Origin of the sequence: Niallia sp. 01092 (assembly GCF_052318935.1) — a bacterium.
GTDB lineage: Bacteria > Bacillota > Bacilli > Bacillales > Cytobacillaceae > Niallia.
In genome coordinates this window covers 1-25,459 of record NZ_JBQRKO010000029.1, presented here as the reverse complement: position 1 = coordinate 25,459, position 25,459 = coordinate 1, and the positions used below count along the sequence as shown (strand labels likewise).

Here is a 25,459-nt window from a genome sequence, read left to right as displayed (position 1 = left end):
CTTACAACACACCTTTAACCTTTAATTCTTCGACAAGCTTTTCCTCATCCCAAATCTCAATTTCTAATTGCTCTGCCTTCGTAAGTTTGCTTCCTGCATCTTCACCAGCTATTACTATATCTGTTTTTTTGCTGACGCTTCCCGTAATTTTACCGCCTAATCGTTCTATTTTTTCTTTCGCTTCATTACGTGAAAGCTGCTCTAGTTTACCTGTTAAAACAATCGTTTTTCCAGCAAATATACTATCTGTATTTTCAGCTTGTACTGGTTTCGGTCCAGTATACGTCATATTAACCCCAGCAGTCTGAAGTTCATCTATAAGGGCTTTTACTTCCTCTTGTTCAAAAAAAGTTACGATAGAATCTGCCATTTTTTCGCCGATTTCATTGATTGCCGTTAATTCTTCCTTTGTTGCTTTTGACAGCATCTCTATGCTATTAAATTCCATTGCTATCGTTTTTGCTGCTTTTGCCCCTACATGGCGAATGCCTAGGCCGAATAATAGCCTTTCAAGAGAATTTTCTTTAGACGCTTTAATCGCATTTAATAAGTTGGTAACAGATTTATCGCCCATTCTTTCTAATTGAATCAGCTGTTCATATGTCAAGGCATACAAATCTGCAACATCTTCAATTAACTTTTCTGTGAACAGCTGGCTAATCACACGTTCCCCTAATCCATCTATATTCATCGCATTTCGAGAAACAAAATGGATCAGCCCTTCTCTTATTTGGGCAGGGCATTTAGGATTGATGCATCGTAATGCTACTTCGCCTTCAATTCGGACGAGATCACTTTCACATTCCGGGCAATGTGTTGGCATAAGAAAATCTTCCTCATCCCCTGTTCTTCTTTCTACAAGAACATTCACTACTTCTGGGATAATATCGCCAGCTTTTTTTACTACTACACTATCCCCGATTTTAATGTCTTTTTCTCTAATAAGGTCTTCATTATGAAGGGATGCCCTTCTTACCGTTGTTCCCGCTACCTTTACTGGTTCTAACAATGCAGTTGGTGTAATAACCCCAGTTCTGCCGACAGTAAGCTCAATGTCCAACAGTTTAGTTACGACTTCTTCTGCCGGAAATTTGTACGCTATTGCCCATCTTGGACTTTTTGCCGTTGTACCTAAGCTGTTTTGATGCTCTAAACGATCTACTTTAATTACTATTCCATCAATTTCATAAGCCAAATGAGGACGCTTTTCCTGCCAGCCATCCACAAAGGCTAAAACTTCTTCGATTGTAGGGCATTTTTTTCTTTCTTTATTTGTCTTAAACCCTACTTCATCTAATAAATCTAATCCTTCACTATGTGATTGAATTCCTGTTTCGCCTACATCACCAATACCATATACGAAAATATCTAAATTACGAGATGCCGCAATTTTAGGATCTAATTGCCTTAAGGATCCAGCAGCAGCATTCCGTGGGTTCGCAAAAGGCTCTTCTTCCTTTTCTTCTCTTGCTTTATTTAAGGCGATAAAGGATTTTTTCGGCATAAATGCTTCCCCGCGAACTTCGATGCTAACAGGCTGCTTCAGTCTTAACGGAATAGAACGAATCGTTTTAAGATTGGCGGTAATATCTTCACCTGTGGTTCCATCTCCTCTTGTTGCTCCTTGCTCAAACAAACCATCTTCATAACGCAAAGAAACAGCCAGCCCATCTATCTTCAATTCACATACATATGTGAAGTCATCGCCAATTGCTTGACGTATTTTTCTGTCAAAATCACGTAAATCGGCTTCATTAAATGCATTGCCTAAACTTAGCATTGGCTTTTGGTGCTGTACCTTAGAAAACATGTCTAAAATTTCTCCACCTACGCGCTGCGATGGGGAGTCCATCGTTTTTAGCGCCGGAAATTCCTGTTCTAAGTGAACTAGCTCTTTTAATAAAGCATCATACTCTGCATCAGGAACAGAAGGATTATCGAGAACGTGGTATTCATAATTATATTGGTTTAATAAATTATGCAGTTCTTTTACTCTTTTTTCTGCTGTTTTTGCATCCATTATTCTATTCCTTTCTTTTCATATATAAGTGAGTGTTCAAAAAGGCGGACAATAAGAAAAGCGCAGGCGCCTTGCTCAGCCCCGAAGAAAAATGTTCTCTTGACTCAAAAAGTGTTTTTTACTTTTAGAGGCAAGAGGTTATCTTTCACAGGGGCTAGGCGCCGGAGCCAGACACTAAACTAGGTTTAAAATTTTCTTTCTTATTCTTTTAAGAAAAAGAGGCTCTCCGAACTTTTTGAACACTCCCTGTTATGCTTTCTGAATCGGCGCAAACTTAGCCAACAATCTTTTAATTCCTACAGGACTAGGGAAGGCAATATCCAGTTCTTTTGAATCTCCTTCTCCTTTGACACTAACAACTGTTCCAACACCCCATTTTCCGTGAGCTGCTTTGTCGCCAACACTCCAATTGATGCCTTCTCCACCAGTGGTTGTTGCTGCAGGACGAATAACCGCTTTCCGCACCCCTTGTTGGGCTGGACGTGAGAACAGATTGCTTGTTGATTGCGCACTGTTTCTTCTTTGCGGCATTAGACCATCAAGCAATTCCTCTGGTATCTCCTTTATAAATCTAGAAGGAGGATTCATATTTGTTCTGCCAAAAAGGGTTCTCATTTGCGCATTTGTTAAGTATAAATGCTTTTCTGCTCTTGTGATCCCCACATACGCAAGCCGCCTTTCTTCTTCCATTTCTACTTCCTCAACAAGAGAGCGAGAATGTGGAAATACGCCTTCTTCCATTCCAATTAAAAAAACAACTGGGAACTCTAATCCTTTTGCTGAATGAAGTGTCATCAACACAACAGAATCTGCTTGATTTCCATCTTCATCTAATTTATCAATATCAGCAACAAGTGCTAAATCGGTTAAAAATGCGATTAACGATTTATCGTCATTAGAATCTTCAAAGTTTTTGGTTACCGACATAAATTCTTCGATATTTTCTAAGCGGCTTTGTGCTTCAATTGATTTTTCCGCTTTTAACATCTCGATATAGCCTGACTTCTCTATTACTTCTTCCACTAGTTCCGTTACTGATAAATATTCCTGCATGTCACTGTAATTGCGGATTAAATTGCGAAATTCTGTTGCAGCTTTTGTGATTTTAGGACTTAGACCAATCAGTTCCACTGCATCTAACGCTTGATACATGGACATATCATGCATCGCTGCAAAGTTGGCAATTTTATCAATCGAAGTCGAACCAATTCCTCTTTTCGGAACATTAATAACCCGCTGCAGGCTGATGTCATCATCCGGATTCGCAATTAATCGCAAGTAAGCTAATGTATCTTTAATTTCTTTTCTATCGTAGAACTTTATTCCTCCAACAATTGAATACTCAATATTGGATTTCAAAAGCATTTCCTCCATCACACGGGATTGTGCATTTGTTCGATAAAGGATGGCGATATCAGACAGGTTTAACGATGTTTCTCTTCTTACTTCTTGTATTTTCCCAATCACAAATTGTGCTTCACCTTGTTCACTGTCTGCACGGTAATAATAAATTTTATTTCCTTGTTCATTTTCCGTCCAAAGATTTTTTTCCTTGCGTCCAGCATTATTTTCAATTACCTTATTTGCTGCTTGCAGAATTGTTTTAGTGGAGCGGTAATTTTGTTCTAACATAACGACCTTTGCATTAGGATAGTCTTTCTCAAATGAAAGGATATTGGTAATATCAGCTCCACGCCAACGGTAGATGGATTGATCAGAGTCACCAACTACACAAAGATTACGAAACCTGCTTGCTAATTGTTTTACTAAAAAATACTGGGATTTATTGGTATCCTGATACTCATCCACGTGAATGTATTGAAACTTGCGTTGATAATATTCTAAAACTTCAGGTACTCTTTGAAATAGATGAATCGTTTGCATAATAAGATCATCAAAGTCTAGTGCCTGATTTTTGCGCAGACGTTTTTGATATTCTGTATACACATCACTTACTATTTGAGAAAAATAATCCCCTGCCGTCTTCGCAAATTCTTCTGGCGTCACCAGTTCATTTTTCGCAGAACTGATGCTTGCCAAAATTGCTCGTGGATCATTTTTCTTCGGGTCAATATTTCGATCTTTTAAAATACCTTTTACAACGGATTGCTGATCGGTTGTATCTAAAATAGTAAAATTGCGATTATAGCCGATCCGATCAATATCTTTTCTTAAAATTCTTACACACATCGAGTGAAAAGTGGATATCCAAATGTCCTCACTTGCTCCCCCTAATACTGTCGCAATCCTTTGTCTCATTTCTTTTGCGGCTTTGTTTGTAAAAGTAATCGCTAAAATATTATAAGGATTTATTCCTTTTTCCACCATCAAATAAGCAATCCTCTGTGTTAATACTCTCGTTTTTCCACTTCCCGCACCTGCCATAATCAACAATGGTCCGTCTGTTGATTTTACAGCAGCTTCTTGTTCGGGATTTAAACCATTTAATATTTTATCTGTTAAAAATTTCATTCCTTCACCACCATAAGAACATATATTCTATTTTAATCTTTTCTTCCCCTTCATTCAACGCTTTCCATTTTAATTTGAACCGTTTGCAGAGCAGCCTTTATATCTTCATAAATAATATTGCCAACTACCACGACATCCGCATGTTCTGCCATTTTTTTTGCATCTTCCAAGCTTTGAATGCCTCCTCCATAAAAGAGGGTAGTATTCTTTAAACTTTTTTTCGCAGCCTTCACTATATTAGGATCACCCTGTGTTCCGCTATATTCTAAATAAAAAATAGGCAAATGGAACATCTTTTCTGCCATCATGGCGAATGCTGCAACATCTTCTTCTGATAAATCAGCATTTGCATTGGTTAATGCTGCTGCTTTGCAGTCTTTATTTAAAATACAATAGCCTTGTACTAATATTTCATCCCAGTTCATTATTTCTCCATATTCTTTTACTGCTTCGTGATGCAACCCTGTCACCCATCTTGTATCAGGGCTATTCAAAACAGTTGGAATAAAGTACAGATCAAATCCTGGTGTAACAGATTCTATTGTAGAAACCTCCAGCACACAAGGCACCGTATATCGACGGATGCGCGACATAAGACTCAACACATTTTCTAAAGTAATTCCGTCCGTCCCTCCAACGATGATTGCATCTGTACCGGATTCACAAATTTCCTCTAAATTTTCCTCTGATATTTCTTTATTAGGATCTAACTTAAAAACGTGACGCCACTCACGAACATTATACATGCATACTTCCTCCATTCTAACAGTCCATTCCATCATTATAGCATTTGTAATAACTTCTAAAAAGAAATCATAAAGGTTATTTGGATGTAAATATTTGCTGGAAATAAGAAGGCGAAAAGCTAGTAATTCTACAAAAATAATCGTCAAGCTTTCACTTAATTAGGACGTTTTATTCAAACAAAGGTTTCATTTTATAAGGCTGTTTTCGTAAAGAATGTTGCTTTTAATCCCGCAGCCTGAATACACTTCGCTTTCCGTGGGCGAGCGTCGAGCCTCCTCGTCGCATACGCTCTGCTTAAGTCTCGTCTTTCTCGCATTCCCACAGGAGTCTACGTGTATTCAGTCTGCTGAGTACTTCTTCTCCCATTTTTTTGCGTAAAAAACAACAAACTTTGAGAAAACAGCCTTTTATAATTATCTAATATAGTCACTTCCTTTTCCTAACCAACAAAAAAAGCAGGCTGCATTTTGCCTACTTTTCTTCCATTTTATTCTGTTGGATTTTCTTCTTTTTTAATTCTTTCTAAAGCCATTTCGTATGCGTCATTGCCATAATTTAAACATCTTTTCACACGTGAAATAGTTGCTGTGCTGGCACCTGTTTCTTTTTCAATCGTATGATATGTATTGCCTTCTCTTAACATTCTTGCCACTTCCAGTCGTTGTGACAATGACTGAATTTCATTTATTGTACATAAGTCATCAAAAAATTGATAACATTCTTCTAAATTTTCCAAAGAAAGAATGGAATGAAATAATTGATCCAATTCTTTCCCCCTTAATTTATCAATTTGCATGTTTTCATACCTCCATAAAAATTCACTTAAGTTTTATCATTTCAAAGAAACGGCTGCATTTATTCCAGGATTAGAAGGTATAATGTCTATCCATGTCTTCCCAGGTACAAGGCCTGACTGCTTATCATGTTCAACCGGAAGTATTCGACCATTTATATTCTTCCATTCAACTTCCCGCCACTTGCCTTTTTGCAATAAATAGCCTTTCCCACCTGATTTAAGATCAATTTCTCTTCTTCCTTTACTGTCAACAATAGAATGTTTAGCCTCTACAATAAAAACATTATCTACTGCGACAGGCTCATTTGTATTATAATCAACTGTTTGTTGACCGTTTGAAAAACGCAAGTATTTTTGTAAGCTGCTGTCATATTTAAATTCGGAATTAAATTGAACATTAGAGCCAAATTTAACATCGACTGTATTGTTTGTTTCTCCAGCTATTTTTTCTATATCCGAATCTTTTAAAAAAGCGAGAGATCTTGGCGGTTCGTCCATTTTATACTTTTTCATCGCCGCACCCTTTAATATATTGCTATAGCTAATATAAGAATTATGGGGAGCCACTCTGTTTGAAGCTCTTTTAAAAAGAGTGCCATCATATTGCATACCATTTAAATTATCAATATATTCTTTCGTTAAAAGCTTTTTTGCTTCCGGACTGTACCCATGAGCAATGTATAAAGTATTATATGCCTTTGCAAGGTGTATATAATACTCCCTCGAACTTCGAATTGGTCCGATTGTTTCTGGTATTTCACTTTGAAATATCGCAAGAAATCTTGTAATATCTCCTTCTGCTAGTACTTCATACACAACATCTGCTTTTGATAAACCTGATTGTGGTCTCCCAGCAGGATGATTATTAATCATTACTCCTATTGCTCTATCCGTACTTTTTTCCTTACTAACCAAACCTGTCAGCGGATATGTATATGCCAGCTCCTTAACCTCTTTGTCATCCTTTGCGGCAATACCGGTTTGATTATTTTCATTATGTTTGTTAACCTCTTCCGCCTCTTTACTGCATGCAGTTAGCAATATTATAAGCAAAAGAAAAATACAGATCTTTTTCATAGAACCTCCTAATAAGAAAAGCGCAAGCGCCTTGCTCAGCGCTGGAGCTAGACACTCATCTAAAGTTCAAAAATTTTTACTTTCTTACCTATTGAAATCCTTGTTTTTTGTAGAAGCGAAGCATTTTTATTATCTATTCACTTTGATATAAAATGATATCATTTTACTTTTTGTCATAATTTCCTATAACTATCGGAATATCCATCATATAGAAGTAGACTCTTTTATATTTTAACGCATTATCGCTGGAAAGAGTACATTTTTATTCATCACATCAAATAATCCTTTTTGCGTTATTCTTATATATGGCAAATGAGTAGAAGAAAAGAAAACTAATGTGTACATAGGATCCTCAAATGGAAAACCATTTTCCTTTATTATTTGTATCAATTCCTTTTCTTTTTTGATTAAGTCCTGAATGGGCATATCTGCCATCATCCCCTTCAAGGGAAGAGAAATTTCTAGAATGAGTTTGCCATCCTTAAATAACACGATTCCGCCGCCTAATTCTTTTAACCTATTAAAGGCTTTTATCATATCATCCTGCTTTTTTCCTAATAATATAATATCCCCATCTCCGGTATAAGAGCTGGCAAGGCCGTCTATCTCTTTTGTAAACCCTTTTAAAAACGTATTAATTCTCCACTTTCCTCTCCTGTCTAACAGCATAAAAAAACATTCATCATGGTCTTTAGATAATGTATCTCCTACAACATTTAAAGAAATAGAATACGGCTTTGTGATGACAGAATTTTCTAATTTAATTCCAAATGCCATAAAAAACTCCATATCATGCGGGCTCAAATTCCAATCTAAATCTAATGGACATAAATTATATTCATGCCAATTGATAGATGGAAAAGCATTTTTGATTTCTTTACCCTCTTTTTTGACCCATACACCTTTTGCCATTACTGACACTGGAGTTGGGTTATTTTTAGATGATAAAAAATTAATATTGGCTACTCTCCCTGTTGCTATGTTTCCATGCAAATGCTCTATATGATAGTATTTGGCGATATTGATCGTAGCCATATTATAAGCATCTATTAATGGCACCCCTTGATTAATAGCTATGTGTATTAAGTGATCAATATGTCCTTGTTCATAAAAATAAGAAGGCGATCCATCTGTCGTTAACATAAATTTATCATACTGATTAATTCCTAATGCTTGAATTTCTTGTAAAAGTTTAGGCAAATCCGGGCGAATTGATGAATATCGTAATGTCACCATATACCCTTGAAGCAGGCGGTCTAAAACTTCTGTTCCTGTCATTGCTTCATGGTCCGCATCCACTCCAAGCAGCATTAATTTTGCCAGTGTTTTTTCCGAAGCTCCTGGAAAATGTCCTTCTATTTGTTTGCGCATTCTTTTTGTTTCTTGCATCCAATGCAGAATCATATCATCACCGTCTAACAGCTTCGGCCACGCAGTCAATTCTCCACCTTGAAGAACGTTATCATGATTTAACCAGCTTTTTATATCACTATGAGAAAAAACCGTATCTTCGTCCTTTAATTCCGTTTGTGCATCATATCTGCACCACCAATAGATGGAGGAAGGAATATCTCTCATAAACCGCAAAAAGGAAAACGCTTTCTTTTTGTTTATCTGCATAGCTAAAACTAAATTATCATTAATAAGTGTTGTTGTTCCATATTGTGATGTATATTGTGCAAGCGTTAGGGGATTATAAATTTGAAAAGGATGTGCATGTGGTTCTATATATCCTGGTACAAGCAGTTCTGATGTGCAATCAATTATTTCACAATCATGAATATAATTTGGCATTTCTTTTCCAACATAAACAATGCGGTCTTGATAAATCCAAATATTAGCTTGCATCCATTTCCGTAATATTTGATTTAAATAGGTTGCATTTTGAAGGACCATTGTTGGAGATATTTCACCATTTAAAACATCAACATGATCACGCAGCTCTTTGTTTTTCCAACGGTATCGTTGATTGAACATTTTGTTTCGCCTCCCTTTTTCCATTCGCCCTATTATTCACGGAAATATTTTCATATATTAACTTTATATAGGTATCATCAATGAAAATGTTTACAATATTATTATTTTATCATATCGCTTTTTCATAACTATTACCACTTTGTTAATTTTATGTATACAGGAGGAAACATTTTATGAACCCAAAACAGAATATTAGCTTAATTAATGCACTGATTCGCATCACTTTCGGATTTACTTTTTTAGCATGGAGCACTGCCAAACTAGCAAGACGTGAATACAAACAATCTTATCTTTTAATCATGCTGCTTGCTGCCATGAAAATAGCAGAAGGAATTGTTCGCTTCTGTCCTGTTACTGCCTTATATAATAATAAAAACGATGTTTTTCCTATAAAACAAAGCAATCAAGAAAAACAAGCAAACAAAAAAGATCATGTAAATACTTCTTCAAAAGAAGTAGCTGAAATAATGGAAGAATTTAATCCATCGACTGTTTTTTCTCCGGATGACATGAAATAAGAAAAGCGGAAGCGCCTTGTTCAGCCCCGAAGAAAAATGTTCTCTTGGCTCAAAAAGTGTTTTTTACTTTTAGAGACAAGAGGTTATCTTTCACAGGGGCTAGGGGCTAGGCGCTAAAGCTAGACACCCGTCAAACTCCAGAATGCTTTCTTACCTAATAAAATAAGGGACAGATTTCTACAGTAATTTGTAAAAATCTGTCCCTTTTGGTTTTATTCTTTAATAGCCTTAAACCCGATGTCATGACGATAAAATACGCCATCACTCTCTAATTTATTATCTAATTCTTTATACACTTTTGTTTGTGCCTCTTTTAATGTAGTGCTTTTGGCTGCAACAAGCAATACTCGGCCACCATCTGTAACAAAATCTCCCTGATCATTTGTACTCGTTCCAGCATGAAAAATAGACACATCTTCCATTTTGTCGAGTCCTTTTATGACCGCACCTTTTTCATAGTCGCCAGGGTATCCTTTTGATGCAATGACAACCCCTAACATATCTTCGTCGTACCACTCAATTGTTGGCACTTCTCCTGCTAAAACGGCCAATAGCACTTCTACCAAGTCAGATTTCATTCTCGGTAATACAACTTGTGTTTCAGGATCTCCAAGTCGTGCATTAAATTCAATTACTTTTGGCCCTTGAGCCGTTGCGATTAAACCTGCATATAATATACCGGTAAAATTTCTTCCTTCTTGTGCAAGTGCTTTTGCAGTCGGTTTAACAATCGTTTCTAATGCTGTTTGTACAACACTTTCCGGAATGTGTGGAACAGGTGAATAAGCTCCCATCCCCCCTGTATTTGGGCCTTTGTCTCCATCATAAGCACGTTTATGATCTTGAGCAATTTCAAGTGGAATAACCGTTTCGCCGTTCACAAAGGACATTAAGGAGAATTCCTCACCAGCTAGAAATTCTTCGATAACAACCGTTGCAGATGCACTACCAAATTTTTCGTCCAGCAGCATTTCTTCAATACTAGCTAAAGCTTCTTCCATTGTCATTGCAACTGTTACACCTTTTCCAGCAGCTAAACCGTCTGCTTTAATAACAATAGGTGCACCTTTTTCTTCAATATAAGCTTTTGCTTCTTCATAGTTTGAAAAAGTAGCATATTCACCAGTAGGAATTTCATACTTCTTCATAATATCTTTCGCAAAAGACTTGCTTCCTTCGATTTCAGCTGCTTTCTGCTTTGGACCAAACACTTTTAAACCAGCTTCTTCAAACTTATCTACTACACCAGCAAGCAAAGGAACTTCCGGACCAACAATAGTTAAATCAATTTTGTTTGTTAATGCAAAATCGACTAGTTTTTCTACATCTGTTTCTTTGATTTGAATACGCTCTGCTACATCCGTCATCCCAACATTTCCAGGTGCAACAAAAACAGTGTCTACTTTATCGCTTTCCTTCACCTTTGTACAAATGGTATGCTCTCTTCCGCCGCGCCCAATTACGAGTATCTTCATTTTTGTCTCCATCCTCCAGCTAAAGGTTTAATGTTTGAAATGTCTTACTCCAGTTAAGACCATCGCAATTCCATATTCATTCGCTTTTTTAATGGAATCTTCATCTCTTATACTTCCACCTGTTTGAATAATTGCCGTAATTCCTGCTTTAGCAGCTGCTTCTACCGTATCATCCATTGGGAAAAATGCATCAGATGCTAATACTGCGCCAACACTTTTTTCACCAGCTTGCTCTAGTGCAATTTTTGCAGCTCCTACACGATTCATTTGACCAGCACCAATACCAAGCGTCATTTCTTTATCATTTACCACTATTGCATTGGATTTTACATGCTTAACGACTTTCCATCCGAATTTTAATGCTTCCCACTCTTCTTCAGTCGGCTGCTTTTCCGTAGGAATCGAAATAGTCGCATCATCCAACGTATAACGATCGAAGTCCTGTGTTAATAATCCGCCTTCAATTGAAGTAAACTTCATCTCTTTTTTATTTTCACCAGCAAATGGAATTGTTAATAAACGTAAATTCTTTTTCCCTTGTAAAATCGTCAATGCTTCTTCTGAATAAGATGGAGCGATGATAATCTCTAAGAAAATTTCACGAAGTTTTTCAGCTGTTTGTGCATCCACTTCTCTATTAAGGGCAATGATACCGCCAAAAATAGATACTGGATCTGCTTCAAACGCTTTTGAGAAAGCAGTAAAGATATCCTCTCCTGTTCCTACACCACACGGATTGCTGTGTTTAACAGCAACTGCTGCAGGCTCACTAAATTCTTTTACAATTTGAATTGCTGCATCTGCATCATTAATATTGTTATAAGATAGCTCTTTTCCGTGCAATTGTGTTGCATTGGCAATTGAGAAGTCAGATCCTAATGGTCTTCTGTAAAATGCCGCACTTTGATGTGGATTTTCGCCATAGCGTAAAGATTGCTTTAATTCATAAGTAACGGTTAATTTTTCAGGCGTTTCTTCTTCTGTAAGTTCCGTCATATATTGAGCGATCATTGCATCATAAGAAGCAGTATGACGGAATACTTTTGCAGCAAGTCTGCGTCTTGTTTCAAAGTTTACGTCACCTGTTTGCTTTAACTCATCTATAACGGTTGCATAATCAACCGGATCTACTACAACTGTTACATACTGATGGTTTTTAGCAGATGCACGCAGCATTGTTGGTCCACCAATATCAATATTTTCAATAGCATCTTCTACTGTTACATCTTGTTTTGCAATCGTTTGTTGGAATGGATAAAGGTTCACACAAACAATTTGAATAGGATCAATCTTATGCTCTTTTAACTGCTCCTGATGACCAGGTTCGTCAAATTTCGCAAGCAAGCCTCCATGAATATATGGATTAAGTGTTTTTACTCTTCCTTCTAAAATCTCTGGAAACCCTGTTACATCACTAACACTTAATACAGGAATACCGCTGTCTTGTATAGCCTTTTTAGTTCCACCTGTTGAAATTAATTCATATCCTAGATCATGCAGTTCTTTTGCAAAATCCGTAATTCCAGTTTTATCTGATACACTAATTAACGCCCTTTTTTTCATGTGCTTTTACCCTCCAATTAATATGTAGACAACCTGCTGCATTTTTTATTATTTTGTTTCAAGCAATGTTTTAATAACTTGTGGATAAAGTTTATGCTCTAATGCATGAATCTTTGTTTGCAAGCTTTCATTTGTTTCATTTTCTTCAACCATTACTTCCTGCTGAGCAATAGCTGGCCCCGTATCCATTCCTTCATCCACATAATGAACGGTTATTCCCGTTTTTTCTACTCCTGCTTCTAATGCTTGTCCGATAGCATCTTTACCAGGGAATAGCGGCAGTAAAGAAGGATGAATATTAATAATCTTCTGTGGATATGCCTGTAAAAGCGTATCACCGATTAATCGCATATAACCTGCAAGAATAATAAGTTCTACCTTCTTTGCTTTTAATTCTTTTAAGATTTCTTGTTCATATTCCGCTTTACTTTGAAATTCTTTTGCAGAGAAAACATAGGAAGGAATTTGATGTTTTTCTGCACGCTCCAACACGTAAGCCCCTGGTTTATCACATACTAATAAGCTTATATTAGCTTGGATTTCCTTGCTTTCAACGGCATCAACTATTGCCTGAAAATTCGATCCGCTGCCTGATGCAAAAATAGCAATATTTTTCATTTCTATTCCTCCACTATTTCAAGACGATGTTTATTTCACCATCTGCCGTTACCTTTCCAAGTGTATAAGCTTTTTCACCAATACTTGCAAAATGGCTAAGCACTTCTTCTGCAATATTAGAATCCACAGCCAAAACCATGCCTGTTCCCATATTAAATATATTGTACATTTCTTTGCGATTCAGCTTTCCGATAGACTCCATCAATTGAAATACTGCCGGCACTTCCCAATTGCTCTCATGAAGTTCCATTCCTAATCCCTCTGGAAGCATACGTGGAATATTTTCAATAAAACCGCCTCCTGTAATATGTGCAAGACCTTTTATTTCGAATTGTTTTAGTACAGACAACACTGACTTCACATATATTTTAGTTGGCTTAATCAACTCTTCTCCAAGCGTGCAGCCTAACTCCTCAACATAGTCCGTTAATGACATTTTTGCTTCTTCCAAAAACAGTTTTCTTACTAGTGAATAACCGTTGCTGTGAATACCGCTTGAAGCAAGACCAATTAACACATCTCCTGCTTTAATCTTTTCCCCTGTAATAAGGTTTTCCTTTTCACAAGCACCAACTGCAAATCCTGCTAAATCATACTCTTCTTCACTATACATTCCTGGCATTTCTGCAGTTTCTCCGCCTACTAATGCACAGCCTGCCTGCTCACAGCCATCTGCTATTCCTTTTACAATTGCTTCAATCTTTGCCGGCTCTGCTTTTCCACAAGCGATATAATCAAGGAAATAGATTGGTTCTGCTCCTTGCACGACAATATCATTAACACACATTGCTACAGCATCAATGCCTATCGTATCATGTTGATCTAACATAAAAGCAAGCATAAGCTTCGTTCCAACACCATCTGTTCCTGAAACTAATACAGGATTTTTTAAATTTAATACAGATAAATCAAACATTCCTCCGAATCCACCAAGTCCGCCTAATACACCTGGTCTCATCGTTTTCTTTACATGTTTTTTCATTCTTGTAACAGCTTCATATCCTGCTTCAATATTTACTCCTGCTTGTTTATAAGCTTCAGCCATTGTTTTTCCTCCTATAGTATATCTTCGCATTTCACTCTCACTTAATTAGAAATATAAGTTAAAATTTAATGATATACTTTACTCTTAATAATAGTTCTATACGATAAGGTCTTTTTCAAAAGAAAAGCGACATACTAACATGCCGCTTTTTCTTTTTTATAAAATGGTTCGTGTATTCTGCACTGTCAATTAACAGAGAGAATCTGCTCATCTGGATTACACTTTTTCCGTTGGATGTACAGTTGATGGATATATTTCCGTTGGGTACTTACCTGTAAAACAAGCTAAACAATGCCCTTTCGTCTCTCCATCATCTGTTCCGCCGATTGCATCAATCATTCCTTCTGTACTTAAGAAGGTTAAAGAATCTGCTCCAATTAATTCACGAAGTTCTTCTACAGCATATTTGGAAGCAATTAATTCTTCTTTTGTTGATGTATCAATTCCATAGAAACAAGGGTTTTTAATAGGAGGAGAACTGATTAAAACATGTACTTCCGTTGCTCCTGCTTCCCTTAGCATCGTGACAATACGTTTACTTGTAGTCCCACGAACAATCGAATCATCCACCATAATCACTCGTTTTCCCTCGACAACGCCACGAACAGGAGAAAGCTTCATCTTTACCCCTTGCTCCCTTAATGATTGGGATGGTTGAATGAATGTACGGCCAACATAACGATTTTTAATTAACCCTAATTCATAAGGAATGCCAGTTGCTTCCGCATACCCAATTGCTGCAGAAATACTCGAGTCAGGTACCCCTGTTACCACATCTGCTTCAATCGGTGCTTCAACAGCTAATCTTTTTCCAAGATTTTTACGGGCTGTATGAACATTTATGCCATTAATATTGCTGTCCGGTCTTGAAAAATAAACGTATTCCATTGCACACATCGCAGGATTAGATGCAACAGAAAACATTTCAGAGCGGAAGCCATTATCATCAATAATTAATAACTCGCCTGGTAAAACGTCGCGAATAAATTCAGCACCGACTACGTCAAATGCACATGTTTCCGATGCTACCACATAAGCATCCCCTAATTTTCCTAAAGAAAGTGGTCTCATGCCGTTTGGATCTAATGCAACCATTAATTCCGTTTCTGTCATGATTAAAAATGCATAGGCTCCTTTAATCATCGATAAGGCATTTTTTACACGTTCATTAAAATCAGAGAAACCGCCTCTTCTTATTAAATGTGCAACAACCTCTGTATCAGAACTTGTTTGAAAAATACTTCCTTGTGCTTCTAGCTGACTTTTTAATGCAGTAGCATTTACTAAGTTTCCATTGTGCGCAAGCGCCATGCTACCGCTTTGAAAGTGGAAAAGAAGCGGCTGGACATTTTCATATCCTCCACCGCCGGCAGTTGCATAACGAACATGACCGATAGCTGCTTTACCAGTCAATTCTTTCATTACATCCGGTGTAAAAATTTCAGCAACAAGGCCTTCGCCTTTCATTCCTTTTAATTTTTCTCCGTCTGTTGCAACGATGCCTGTACCTTCTTGGCCACGATGTTGTAAGCTGTGAAGTCCATAATAGGTAACTTGTGCAGCATCTCCATGCCCCCATACACCAAAAATTCCACATTCTTCATTTAAGCCTCTTATTTCAGCAAGCATGGAATTGCTCCTCTCCAGGCATTCTCTAATGATTCTACCTGTTCATTTATCAGAATATTTTCCCCCTGGCTAATGTTAAGAACGGCTGTGTCTGTTACTTCTCCAATCAATGCTGCTGGAACTAACTTTTCAAATGCTGCTTTGTTTTCTGGTTTAACGGTAATTAGGAAACGAGATTGAGACTCACTAAATAATGCAGAAACAGGGTTTCCAGTTGTGTCAATTTTAGCCCCTAATCCTTTAGACCCGATTAAACTTTCCGCTGCAGCAACAGCTAATCCACCTTCTGCTAAGTCATGAGCAGATGCTACAAGACCTGAACGGATTGCTTCTAACACAACAGCTTGATACGCTTTTTCTTTTTCTAAATCTAATTCTGGTGATTTACCTGTAATAGCACCATTTATTAATTTTTGAAGCTCACTTCCACCAAATTCATCTTTAGTTTCACCTAATAGATAAATCAAGTCACCAGCTTCTTTAAATTGTTGCGTAGTAATATGTTTAGTATCTTTTATTAAACCAACCATGCCAATTACTGGAGTTGGGTAAATAGCCGTTCCATTTGTTTCGTTGTATAAAGATACGTTTCCGCCGATTACTGGGGCATTTAGTGTTAAACAAGCTTCACTAATCCCTTCAGCTGCTTTTTCAATCTGCCAGAAAATCTCTGGTTTTTCTGGATTTCCAAAGTTTAAGTTATCTGTAATCGCTAATGGTTCTGCACCTGAACATACGATATTTCGAGCCGCCTCAGCAACTGCAATTTTCCCGCCAGTTTGCGGATCAAGATACAAATATCGAGCATTACAGTCAGTTGTCATAGCTAAAGCTTTTTGTGTACCGCGAATGCGGACAACTGCAGCATCTGAACCTGGTGATACAACTGTATTAGTACGTACCATATAGTCATATTGATCATAAACCCATTCTTTACTTGCAATTGTAGGTTGTTTTAATAGATTAATAAGTGTTTCGCTATAGTTTTCCACTGCAGGCACTGTATTTTCCATTGCTTGAAACTCACGGAAATACTGTGGCTCACTGGATGGCTTGTGATAAACTGGAGCATCTTCTGCCAGTGCATCTGCCGGTACGTTTGCAACGATATCTCCTTTATGCAGCAAACGAAGCATCTTATCATCTGTTACTTTTCCAATCGCAACTGCTTCTAGATCGTATTTATGGAAAAGATCTTTGATTTCTTGCTCTCTTCCTTTTTTCACAACGATCAACATGCGTTCTTGTGACTCTGATAACATCATTTCATATGCAGTCATCCCTGTTTCACGTTGCGGAACTAAGTCTAAGTTCATTTCAATTCCAGATCCAGCTTTACTAGCCATTTCTGCGCTAGAGCTTGCAAGACCTGCTGCTCCCATATCTTGTATTCCTACAAGTGCATCCGATTGAATTAATTCTAAACATGCTTCAAGCAATAGCTTTTCCATGAATGGATCGCCAACTTGAACTGCCGGGCGCTTTTCATCCGAGTTTTCAGTCAGCTCTTCTGAAGCGAATGTAGCACCATGAATTCCGTCACGGCCAGTTTTTGCTCCAACATACATAACCGTATTGCCAACACCATGTGCCTGCCCTTTTTTAATATCTTCATGATTAATTAAACCTACACACATCGCATTTACTAGTGGATTTCCAGCATAGGAGTTATCAAAAGCGATTTCGCCGCCAACCGTTGGAATACCGATACAGTTTCCATAGCCAGCAATCCCTGCTACTACCTCTTTAAAAAGATATTTCGTACGTGCATTATCTAATTCACCGAAACGTAAAGAGTTTAAAATCGCAATCGGTCTTGCACCCATGGAAAATACATCACGAATGATTCCGCCTACCCCTGTTGCAGCACCTTGATATGGCTCAATTGCAGATGGATGATTATGACTTTCAATTTTGAAAGCAACCGCTTGTCCATCGCCAATATCAACAATTCCTGCTCCTTCTCCAGGTCCTTGCAATACTTGAGGACCAGTTGTTGGAAACTTCTTTAATACCGGTTTTGAATTTTTATAGCTGCAGTGCTCAGACCACATAACGGAAAATAAACCCGTTTCTGTGTAATTAGGAAGACGTCCTAGAATTTTCTCCACCATCGCAAATTCTTCGTCCGTTACACCCATTTGTTTGTAAATTTGTTCTGTTTTAATTTGTTCTGGACTTGGCTCAAGCATTAATGACATTTGCTTCCCTCCACTGTTTTACGATTGATTGGAAAATCTTTAGACCATCTGCTCCGCCTAGAAGCTCATCTACAGCTCTTTCTGGGTGAGGCATCATGCCTAATACATTTCCTTTTTCATTTATAATACCGGCAATATCTTCTAAGCTGCCGTTTGGATTTTTCCCACTATATGTGAATACAATTTGATTATTTTTCTTTAAAGATGCTAATGTTTCTTCATCACAATAGTAATTTCCTTCTCCATGAGCAATCGGAATAGAAATAACTTCTTTTTCTTCATAGCTGGAAGAGAAGATCGTTTGGTTATTTACTACTTGTAATTCAACAGGTCGGCATATAAATTTCAAACTTTCATTTCTTCTCATTGCCCCTGGAAGCAAGCCTGCCTCTAACAAGATTTGAAAACCGTTGCATACTCCTAAAACTGGTTTACCTGCTTCAGCAGCTTTTACAACCTCTTTCATGACGTTGCTGAATCGAGCAATTGCACCAGAACGCAAGTAGTCTCCATAAGAGAAACCGCCTGGCAGTAAAATTCCGTCATACTCATCCAAGCTTTCTGCGTCATGCCAAACGTATTCTACTTCTTCCCCTAATTCATCCTTAATTGCGTGGAACATGTCGACATCACAATTGGACCCTGGAAATACGACAACTGCGAATTTCACTGTGCAACAACCTCCTCAACCTCGTAGCTATAATCTTCAATTACTGTATTTGCTAATAAACGCTCGCACATTTCTTTTACTTGCTTATCAAGATCTTGATCTGATTTCTCAATCGTAAGCTCTAAATATTTACCGATGCGAACATCACTTACGTCATTATAGTTTAATGAATGCAATGAGCTTTTTACTGCGTTCCCTTGTGGATCTAATACACTTTCTCTTAATGTGATATATACTTTAACTTTATACATGCTGTTGTCCCCCTAATCTTGCTAAAATATTTTGATAAGCTTCTGTTAAATTTCCTAAATCGCGGCGAAAAACATCCTTGTCCAGTTTTTCATTTGTTTCTTTATCCCATAAACGGCATGTGTCAGGTGATATTTCATCTGCAAGCAAGATATCCCCGTTATTATTTTTCCCAAATTCTAATTTAAAATCAATTAGTTGAATGCCTAATTCAGAAAAGAATTCACTTAATACTGTATTAACTTCTAGTGCTTTCTTTTTCAATGTTTTTACTTCATCCACTGTGGCAAGCTTTAATTCTTCGATATGATCTTCCGTTATCAAAGGATCGCCAAGCTCATCGTCTTTGTAATAAAATTCTACCATTGGTTTTGATAATGGAAGACCTTCTTTTATTCCTAATCTTTTTGAAATACTGCCAGCTGCAACGTTACGTACAACTACCTCTAATGGAATAATCGTTACTTTTTCCACTAACTGCTCTGTTTCAGAAATTTTTTTAATAAAATGCGAATTTACTCCAAGTTCTTTTAACTTTAAGAACAATAAGCTGGTAATTTCATTGTTTAATCTGCCTTTACCAGTGATGCTTGCTTTTTTTTCGCCATTAAACGCAGTTGCAGCGTCTTTATATTCTAACCACACTACATTTTCATCATTTGTTTCATATACTCTTTTAGCTTTTCCTTCATACAATAAAGCTCTCTTTTCCATGTTAAGAGTCTCCTTATCAAAAAAATTAGGGATAAAACGAAAATCTATTAAACTTGCTTTTTAGAAGGGATCAGACCCCTGTTGAAGAGGGGCCTAACCATTCACTTCTTCTTAAAGACCAAGTCTTGTAAAAATCGTATCTACATGTTTAATGTGGAAATTGTAATCAAAACAATCATCGAGTTCTTCTTTTGTTAATTTAGATGAAATAACTTCATCGTTTTCAACAAGCTGACGGAAAGGAACTTGTTTCTCCCATGATTCCATTGTTCTTGGCTGAACCGTATCGTATGCTTCTTCTCTTGTTAAACCTTTATCAATTAATGTTAATAAAACACGTTGAGAATAGATTAGGCCTAATGTACGATCCATATTGCGCTTCATATTTTCTGGATATACCGTTAAATTCTTCACGATATTGCTGAAGCGGTTTAACATATAATTTAACGCGATTGTAGCGTCTGGAATAATAATACGTTCTGCTGATGAATGAGAAATATCTCTTTCATGCCATAACGGTACATTTTCATATGCAGTTAACATATAACCACGAATGACTCTAGCAAGACCAGTCATATTTTCAGAACCGATTGGGTTGCGTTTATGTGGCATAGCGGAAGATCCTTTTTGCCCTTTTGCAAAAAATTCTTCTACTTCGCGTGTTTCACTTTTTTGCAGTCCGCGGATTTCGACAGCAAATTTTTCAATTGATGTTCCAATTAACGCAAGTGTAGACATATAGTCTGCATGTCTGTCCCGTTGTAATGTTTGAGTAGAAATAGGAGCAGGCTTTAAGCCTAATTGCTCACATACATATTTTTCAACAAAAGGATCGATGTTTGCATACGTTCCAACAGCACCAGAAATTTTACCATATTCAATACCAGCAGCAGCTGCTTTAAATCTTTCTAAGTTGCGCTTCATTTCTTCATGCCATAATGCCAGCTTTAGACCAAATGTCGTCGGTTCTGCATGAACTCCATGAGTACGCCCCATCATTACGGTATATTTATGCTCTTGGGCTTTATTTTTTAATACTTCGATAAAGTTTTCAATATCTTTTAACAGTATTTCATTTGCCTGTCTAATTAAGTAGGACGTTGCTGTATCTACAACATCAGTAGAAGTTAGACCATAATGAACCCATTTTCTTTCTTCTCCAAGCGTTTCTGAAACCGCTCTTGTAAATGCAACCACATCATGTCTTGTGTCCAACTCAATTTCTTGAATGCGTTTAATATCAAAAGAAGCATTTTCGCGAATTTTTTTTACATCTTCTTCTGGAATTTCTCCAAGCTTTACCCATGCTTCACATGCAAGAATTTCTACTTCTAACCATGCTTGAAAGCGATTTTGTTCTGTCCAAATATTTCCCATTTCTGGTCTTGTGTAACGTTCAATCATCTTTTATCCTCCGATTTTTTCTGTCTGTACATTCCAAATGTTAGTATTCTCAATTTCATCTAAAGCAATCTCAACAGATGAACGAAGCAATGTAGCATGACCCATCTTTCTTTTTTCTTTCGGTTCTTCTTTCCCATATAAATGGATTTTCCAATCTTGAAGATCTGAAATTTTGTTGATAATTTGCTCTTGATGCTCACCTAGAATATTAACCATTACAGCAGGTCTTAATAATCTTGTACTAGCTAGCGGCCAATTACAGACTGCACGTATATGCTGTTCAAACTGAGAAGTTTCACAAGCCTCAATTGTATAATGTCCTGAATTATGTGGTCTTGGAGCTAATTCATTAATATAAATATCATCATTCGCTGCAAGAAACATTTCTACAGCCAATGTACCAACTAAATTCAAATGTTCAGCCAGCATAGTGGCTTTTTCAATTGCCTGTTCTTTTGCATAATCGCTAATTCTTGCTGGAACAATTGATTCATGTAAAATATTATTAATATGAATATTTTCACTTACTGGAAAAACAGTGCTTTCTCCTTTTCCACTTCTTGTTACAATAACAGAAATTTCTTTTTCAAAAGGAATCCATTTTTCTAATACACAAGGTCCATTATTTAAAAGGACTTCTGCTTCTGCTATTTGACTGCTGTCTGTTATGACAAATTGACCTTTTCCATCATAACCTCCACGAGCCGTTTTTAAAACAGCTGGATATCCTAATTCCTCTAAACCGGTTTTAATATCTGTGCTTTTTTCTATTATTTTAAACGGTGCAACCTTTACACCAGCTTGTTCTATTGCCTGCTTTTCTTTAATTCTATCTTGGGTTATTTCCAATAGTGTGGACCCTTGTGGCACATTTGCATTATTTTTAAGCCATTCTAATGCTTCCGCATCGATATTTTCGAATTCGTACGTGATGACGTCACTGATATTTGCCAGTTTCTGAATTCCAGAAATGCTGTTATATGCATCAACTATTTTAATATCTGCCACTTGACCACAAGGTGAGTCTTCCACTGGATCTAATACAGCAATGCGAAAGCCTTGCACTTTAGCTGCAAGTGCCATCATTCTTCCTAATTGTCCCCCGCCAATAATCCCGATCGTTTGACCTGGCAGAATCATTGTATTAGACAAGTTCATCACTACTTTCCATAACCTCTTTTTTTGTTTTTTCTCTCATAAGCGCAATTCTATCTGCTAATTCAGAATCTGTAGCACCAAGAATTTGAGCTGCAAGAATACCTGCATTTGTTGAACCAGCTTTGCCGATTGCTACCGTTGCAACTGGTACTCCTCCTGGCATTTGTACAATCGATAATAATGAATCCATGCCATTTAGAGCCTTTGACTGCACTGGTACACCGATAACTGGTAAGGTCGTTTTAGCAGCAACCATACCTGGCAAGTGAGCTGCTCCACCTGCTCCAGCAATAATAACTTTAATTCCTCTGCTTCTTGCTTCTTCTGCATATTCAAACATTAAATCAGGAGTGCGGTGTGCTGAAACTACTTTTTTTTCATAGCTTACTTCAAGCTGATCTAGTATGTCACACGCATGTTTCATTGTTTCCCAATCTGATTTACTGCCCATGATAACGCCAATTTGAGCGGTCATGTTTCCCCTCCTGATTCTTAATCGTTATTTCCATATAAAAAGCCCTATTCGGATTCTTCTACTATTTAGAGAGAAAGTATCCGTCCAGGGCTCATTCGATAGAAGAAATAGACAAACTACTCTTCTACTGGCATCATAAACTTTCCCTCATAGTCCAGCGATTTACGGTTGCCGGGTAGAAACTTATGGGCCATATTCCCATTATTATATGAGGGCTATTAAATTTGATTTTTTATTTTCTTTGCCTTAACACTATATCATATTAACAAGCATTTTTATACATTGTCAACTAGAAAAAATCGAACAATTATACATTATCAACTACTAATGTTCGGGATTTACCTCTAGTTTTTAATTGCTTCAAAAATGATTTTCCTTGATATAGGTTCATACGATGTTTGTCCATTTGTGATTTGCTCTTTAAAAATAGGTTTTTCAATTCTTTTAACCGGAGTATAGCCTTCTTTTTTCATCCGATCTATGCATTCCACAATTGTTTCATTTTCCTGCACTTCGAATTTCATTTTTTGCCCCATGAAATAATTTTCCTTTCCTTACACTCTTTACCCAAAACCCACCATGTATTGTTTTTGGTTCATAAACAATAATAAATGCTTTCGGATCAATTTCTTTAATTGTTTGATATAAGCGAAGCTCATATTTTCTTGGTGTTAAAATTTGCAAAGCCATTCTGTCACCTTCTAAGCCGTTTGCCTGCCAATTAGTAACACCATATCCTTGCTCCCTTAAAATTTTTGGTAAATTCTTGTCATATTCTTTTGTTATGACATTAGCTGTTATATATCCTAACGCGAGTTTTTCTTCTATCTTCATACCGACAATTACACCAATAGCATAACCAACTGCATATGCTATCAGGTTTTGTATTTCATCTAAGTTATCCAATACTAAACCTAATCCTATTACATAAATAACTACTTCTATCGCACTTAAAGCAGCTGCGAAATACCTTTGTCCTTTTAATGTTAATATCATTCTAATGGTAAAAAAAGAAACATATACAATATTAATAAGCAAAATTATTAGTACCATTGTTATACTGTTCGCTAACATAAAGTTCACTTCCTAAATAAATGTTTAATTCACATAACAGGCAGTAAGATCCGAAAACTCCCGATAAAAAGCTAACTACATACTTGATAACTTAATCTCCAACGAAACCACAAAATATGACCTTTTAAACATAATTCGAGGAACAAAAAACTACAATCACCACACGTTCAATAGATCTCAGGCAACCTTCTGCAATTGATAAAAAAAGCCTAACAGAAAGTACTTTTTCTACTGTTTACTTCTCCATCACCCAAACTTTTTTAGATCTTATTTAGATAGAAATAATTTCAAAACTACTTAATTTAAACTCATTTTATATCACATTGTTTATAATAGCTACCTTACTTTTATATTTACCTGTTTTATCAGAACTAAACAAAGAAAAATAATGTTTTAGGTTTATTTTTTCATTCTTTTTCACAAAATAATCGCTTTTTTTCTTCTGAAACTATCCTTGCTCAACTCTTGTTCTATATTCCTTTGGCAGGAAATATTTTCATTCCACAAAAAAGGTTATATATTAAGCTTTATATTATGTAAGATTTCTTAACATTTTTTTGTTATTTTGCAAAATACCCATTACGAAGTATGGAATGAAACGCTTAGTATGAAATAAGGTCAACTAATGATTAGGTGATGCACTTTCCATCTGATGGTTAGTTGAGTTTTACTGAAAATAGATTATATAGACGTTGAATAGTTGTTTCTTCTGGGGCGTTTACTGATAGTCTGCTCCTCTTATTTTTTTTCGCTTCTCTGTTTAGCCAATTAAATAGAGATAAAGAAAAATGTAGGCACGGCGATTCGATGTTAACTTATCATAAAGGTACTTGAGCTAGACACTCGCCTACTTTCAAAAATTTATAGTTTTTTATCTTTGAACAAGGCTGTTTACGTATAGATTGTTGCTTTAAGCACGCAGTCTGCATACACTTCGCTTTCCGTGGGCGAGCGTCGAGCCTCCTCGTCGCATACGCTCCTGTGGGGTCTCGTCTTTCTCGCATTCCCACAGGAGTCTACGTGTATGCAGACTGCTAAGAAACACTTTTCTAAATGTTTTTTTATGTAAAAAACAACAAACTTTGAGAAAACAGCGTTGAACAAAACATAAGCACCTTGTTCGGCCTTGAAGAAAAATATTCAATTGACTCAAGAAAGTGCGATTAATTTTAGAGGCAAAGGGTTATTTTACACAAGAGCTAGGGTATGGGCGATTAGGACGCCATGTCTTTATATCGACAATTGTACCTCTCTGAACATTGATCCATAGAATTTAAAGTTTTCCAGAGCTACCTATATTATTACTATATAATGAAGATACTCGTTTAAATCACTTTATATAGGCGACCTTCTAATGTCAGAAGAAATAAATCCAACCATGTTTCGTTATACTGATGTTATAAGGTTTAGATGTTTTCAAAAATTTAGGGGGAATATCTTTCCACATATATGTAAATAGAATGAAGATATGGATAGAAGTATTTATCTGCCTAATTTGAAGAATAAGCATGCAGGAAGGCTACGGAGAAATTTTTAGACACAAAAAAAGTTTAAAGTATCATCACTTTAAACTTTTC

At 36.7% G+C, this 25,459-nt stretch carries 21 protein-coding genes and 1 riboswitch; of the genes, 1 reads left to right on the top strand and 20 read right to left on the bottom strand.

What is annotated here, in order from left to right:
- Position 1 precedes the first annotated feature (1 nt).
- From ligA to ACTXGU_RS20130, 6 genes are all read right to left on the bottom strand, one after another.
- Positions 2-2,020 carry an NAD-dependent DNA ligase LigA gene (gene ligA / locus ACTXGU_RS20155; RefSeq protein WP_443483316.1) on the bottom strand — a complete coding sequence of 673 codons (2,019 nt, stop codon included), beginning with the start codon at positions 2,018-2,020 and terminating at the stop codon, positions 2-4.
- 249 nt (positions 2,021-2,269) lie between these two features.
- Complete coding sequence (gene pcrA / locus ACTXGU_RS20150) at positions 2,270-4,492, bottom strand: DNA helicase PcrA (RefSeq protein WP_443483315.1); 2,223 nt, start codon at positions 4,490-4,492, stop codon at positions 2,270-2,272.
- Between the two features lie 50 nt (positions 4,493-4,542).
- Positions 4,543-5,238 carry a heptaprenylglyceryl phosphate synthase gene (locus tag ACTXGU_RS20145; protein ID WP_443483335.1) on the bottom strand — a complete coding sequence of 232 codons (696 nt, stop codon included), beginning with the start codon at positions 5,236-5,238 and terminating at the stop codon, positions 4,543-4,545.
- Between the two features lie 488 nt (positions 5,239-5,726).
- Positions 5,727-6,035, bottom strand: coding sequence for a YerC/YecD family TrpR-related protein (locus ACTXGU_RS20140; RefSeq protein ID WP_443483314.1), 309 nt, complete (start codon positions 6,033-6,035; stop codon positions 5,727-5,729).
- Between the two features lie 36 nt (positions 6,036-6,071).
- On the bottom strand, positions 6,072-7,112 hold the full coding sequence (locus ACTXGU_RS20135) for a DUF3048 domain-containing protein (protein ID WP_443483313.1): 1,041 nt from the start codon (positions 7,110-7,112) through the stop codon (positions 6,072-6,074).
- Positions 7,113-7,343: 231 nt separating this feature from the next.
- Positions 7,344-9,089, bottom strand: a complete 1,746-nt coding sequence (locus tag ACTXGU_RS20130; RefSeq protein ID WP_443483312.1) for an adenine deaminase C-terminal domain-containing protein — start codon at positions 9,087-9,089, stop codon at positions 7,344-7,346.
- A 173-nt stretch (positions 9,090-9,262) separates the two neighbouring features.
- On the opposite strand from ACTXGU_RS20130, the gene ACTXGU_RS20125 reads away from it, so the two are divergent.
- A complete protein-coding gene (locus tag ACTXGU_RS20125; protein WP_443483311.1) occupies positions 9,263-9,607 on the top strand; it encodes a YgaP family membrane protein in 345 nt (114 codons plus the stop codon).
- A gap of 212 nt (positions 9,608-9,819) precedes the next feature.
- On the opposite strand, the gene purD is transcribed toward ACTXGU_RS20125, so the two are convergent.
- From purD to ACTXGU_RS20055, 14 genes are all read right to left on the bottom strand, one after another.
- Positions 9,820-11,082, bottom strand: coding sequence for a phosphoribosylamine--glycine ligase (purD, locus tag ACTXGU_RS20120; protein ID WP_443483310.1), 1,263 nt, complete (start codon positions 11,080-11,082; stop codon positions 9,820-9,822).
- A gap of 27 nt (positions 11,083-11,109) precedes the next feature.
- Positions 11,110-12,645 (bottom strand): bifunctional phosphoribosylaminoimidazolecarboxamide formyltransferase/IMP cyclohydrolase, encoded by a 1,536-nt coding sequence (purH, locus tag ACTXGU_RS20115; RefSeq protein WP_443483309.1) that lies wholly within the window; start codon positions 12,643-12,645, stop codon positions 11,110-11,112.
- Positions 12,646-12,693: 48 nt separating this feature from the next.
- A complete protein-coding gene (gene purN, locus ACTXGU_RS20110; RefSeq protein ID WP_443483308.1) occupies positions 12,694-13,263 on the bottom strand; it encodes a phosphoribosylglycinamide formyltransferase in 570 nt (189 codons plus the stop codon).
- Between the two features lie 13 nt (positions 13,264-13,276).
- The gene (gene purM, locus ACTXGU_RS20105; protein WP_443483307.1) at positions 13,277-14,308 is read right to left on the bottom strand and encodes a phosphoribosylformylglycinamidine cyclo-ligase; all 1,032 of its coding nucleotides are present in this window, start codon (positions 14,306-14,308) and stop codon (positions 13,277-13,279) included.
- A 216-nt stretch (positions 14,309-14,524) separates the two neighbouring features.
- Entirely contained in the window at positions 14,525-15,937 is a 1,413-nt protein-coding gene (gene purF, locus ACTXGU_RS20100; protein ID WP_443483306.1) for an amidophosphoribosyltransferase, read from the bottom strand.
- Positions 15,922-18,138, bottom strand: coding sequence for a phosphoribosylformylglycinamidine synthase subunit PurL (gene purL / locus ACTXGU_RS20095; RefSeq protein ID WP_443483305.1), 2,217 nt, complete (start codon positions 18,136-18,138; stop codon positions 15,922-15,924). The genes purF and purL overlap by 16 nt, the downstream gene beginning before the upstream one ends.
- Positions 18,122-18,808, bottom strand: a complete 687-nt coding sequence (gene purQ / locus ACTXGU_RS20090; protein ID WP_443483304.1) for a phosphoribosylformylglycinamidine synthase subunit PurQ — start codon at positions 18,806-18,808, stop codon at positions 18,122-18,124. Before purQ ends, purL begins: the two co-directional genes overlap by 17 nt.
- Entirely contained in the window at positions 18,805-19,059 is a 255-nt protein-coding gene (gene purS / locus ACTXGU_RS20085) for a phosphoribosylformylglycinamidine synthase subunit PurS (RefSeq protein ID WP_443483303.1), read from the bottom strand. Before purS ends, purQ begins: the two co-directional genes overlap by 4 nt.
- Positions 19,052-19,771 carry a phosphoribosylaminoimidazolesuccinocarboxamide synthase gene (gene purC / locus ACTXGU_RS20080; protein WP_443483302.1) on the bottom strand — a complete coding sequence of 240 codons (720 nt, stop codon included), beginning with the start codon at positions 19,769-19,771 and terminating at the stop codon, positions 19,052-19,054. Before purC ends, purS begins: the two co-directional genes overlap by 8 nt.
- Positions 19,772-19,882: 111 nt before the next feature.
- Entirely contained in the window at positions 19,883-21,175 is a 1,293-nt protein-coding gene (gene purB / locus ACTXGU_RS20075; protein WP_443483301.1) for an adenylosuccinate lyase, read from the bottom strand.
- A 3-nt stretch (positions 21,176-21,178) separates the two neighbouring features.
- A complete protein-coding gene (gene purK / locus ACTXGU_RS20070; RefSeq protein WP_443483334.1) occupies positions 21,179-22,333 on the bottom strand; it encodes a 5-(carboxyamino)imidazole ribonucleotide synthase in 1,155 nt (384 codons plus the stop codon).
- Positions 22,320-22,808 (bottom strand): 5-(carboxyamino)imidazole ribonucleotide mutase, encoded by a 489-nt coding sequence (gene purE / locus ACTXGU_RS20065; protein ID WP_443483300.1) that lies wholly within the window; start codon positions 22,806-22,808, stop codon positions 22,320-22,322. Before purE ends, purK begins: the two co-directional genes overlap by 14 nt.
- 130 nt (positions 22,809-22,938) lie before the next feature.
- A riboswitch (purine riboswitch) is annotated at positions 22,939-23,040 on the bottom strand.
- Between the two features lie 112 nt (positions 23,041-23,152).
- Entirely contained in the window at positions 23,153-23,332 is a 180-nt protein-coding gene (locus ACTXGU_RS20060) for an NETI motif-containing protein (protein ID WP_443483299.1), read from the bottom strand.
- Positions 23,307-23,882 carry a DUF2179 domain-containing protein gene (locus tag ACTXGU_RS20055; protein ID WP_443483298.1) on the bottom strand — a complete coding sequence of 192 codons (576 nt, stop codon included), beginning with the start codon at positions 23,880-23,882 and terminating at the stop codon, positions 23,307-23,309. The genes ACTXGU_RS20060 and ACTXGU_RS20055 overlap by 26 nt, the downstream gene beginning before the upstream one ends.
- Positions 23,883-25,459 lie beyond the last annotated feature (1,577 nt).

Bases quoted from the DNA above. Each gene is read 5' to 3' on its own strand.
- ligA (WP_443483316.1), bottom strand. From the start codon at position 2,020: ATGGATGCAAAAACAGCAGAAAAAAGAGTAAAAGAACTGCATAATTTA.
- ACTXGU_RS20125 (WP_443483311.1), top strand. From the start codon at position 9,263: ATGAACCCAAAACAGAATATTAGCTTAATTAATGCACTGATTCGCATC.
- purH (WP_443483309.1), bottom strand. From the start codon at position 12,645: ATGAAAAAAAGGGCGTTAATTAGTGTATCAGATAAAACTGGAATTACG.
- purL (WP_443483305.1), bottom strand. From the start codon at position 18,138: ATGTCATTAATGCTTGAGCCAAGTCCAGAACAAATTAAAACAGAACAA.
- purM (WP_443483307.1), bottom strand. From the start codon at position 14,308: ATGGCTGAAGCTTATAAACAAGCAGGAGTAAATATTGAAGCAGGATAT.
- purK (WP_443483334.1), bottom strand. From the start codon at position 22,333: ATGAACTTGTCTAATACAATGATTCTGCCAGGTCAAACGATCGGGATT.
- purS (WP_443483303.1), bottom strand. From the start codon at position 19,059: ATGTATAAAGTTAAAGTATATATCACATTAAGAGAAAGTGTATTAGAT.
- pcrA (WP_443483315.1), bottom strand. From the start codon at position 4,492: ATGAAATTTTTAACAGATAAAATATTAAATGGTTTAAATCCCGAACAA.
- purC (WP_443483302.1), bottom strand. From the start codon at position 19,771: ATGGAAAAGAGAGCTTTATTGTATGAAGGAAAAGCTAAAAGAGTATAT.
- ACTXGU_RS20140 (WP_443483314.1), bottom strand. From the start codon at position 6,035: ATGCAAATTGATAAATTAAGGGGGAAAGAATTGGATCAATTATTTCAT.
- ACTXGU_RS20145 (WP_443483335.1), bottom strand. From the start codon at position 5,238: ATGTATAATGTTCGTGAGTGGCGTCACGTTTTTAAGTTAGATCCTAAT.
- purD (WP_443483310.1), bottom strand. From the start codon at position 11,082: ATGAAGATACTCGTAATTGGGCGCGGCGGAAGAGAGCATACCATTTGT.
- purB (WP_443483301.1), bottom strand. From the start codon at position 21,175: ATGATTGAACGTTACACAAGACCAGAAATGGGAAATATTTGGACAGAA.
- ACTXGU_RS20060 (WP_443483299.1), bottom strand. From the start codon at position 23,332: ATGAAATTCGAAGTGCAGGAAAATGAAACAATTGTGGAATGCATAGAT.
- purE (WP_443483300.1), bottom strand. From the start codon at position 22,808: ATGACCGCTCAAATTGGCGTTATCATGGGCAGTAAATCAGATTGGGAA.
- purN (WP_443483308.1), bottom strand. From the start codon at position 13,263: ATGAAAAATATTGCTATTTTTGCATCAGGCAGCGGATCGAATTTTCAG.
- ACTXGU_RS20055 (WP_443483298.1), bottom strand. From the start codon at position 23,882: ATGTTAGCGAACAGTATAACAATGGTACTAATAATTTTGCTTATTAAT.
- ACTXGU_RS20130 (WP_443483312.1), bottom strand. From the start codon at position 9,089: ATGTTCAATCAACGATACCGTTGGAAAAACAAAGAGCTGCGTGATCAT.
- purF (WP_443483306.1), bottom strand. From the start codon at position 15,937: ATGCTTGCTGAAATAAGAGGCTTAAATGAAGAATGTGGAATTTTTGGT.
- ACTXGU_RS20135 (WP_443483313.1), bottom strand. From the start codon at position 7,112: ATGAAAAAGATCTGTATTTTTCTTTTGCTTATAATATTGCTAACTGCA.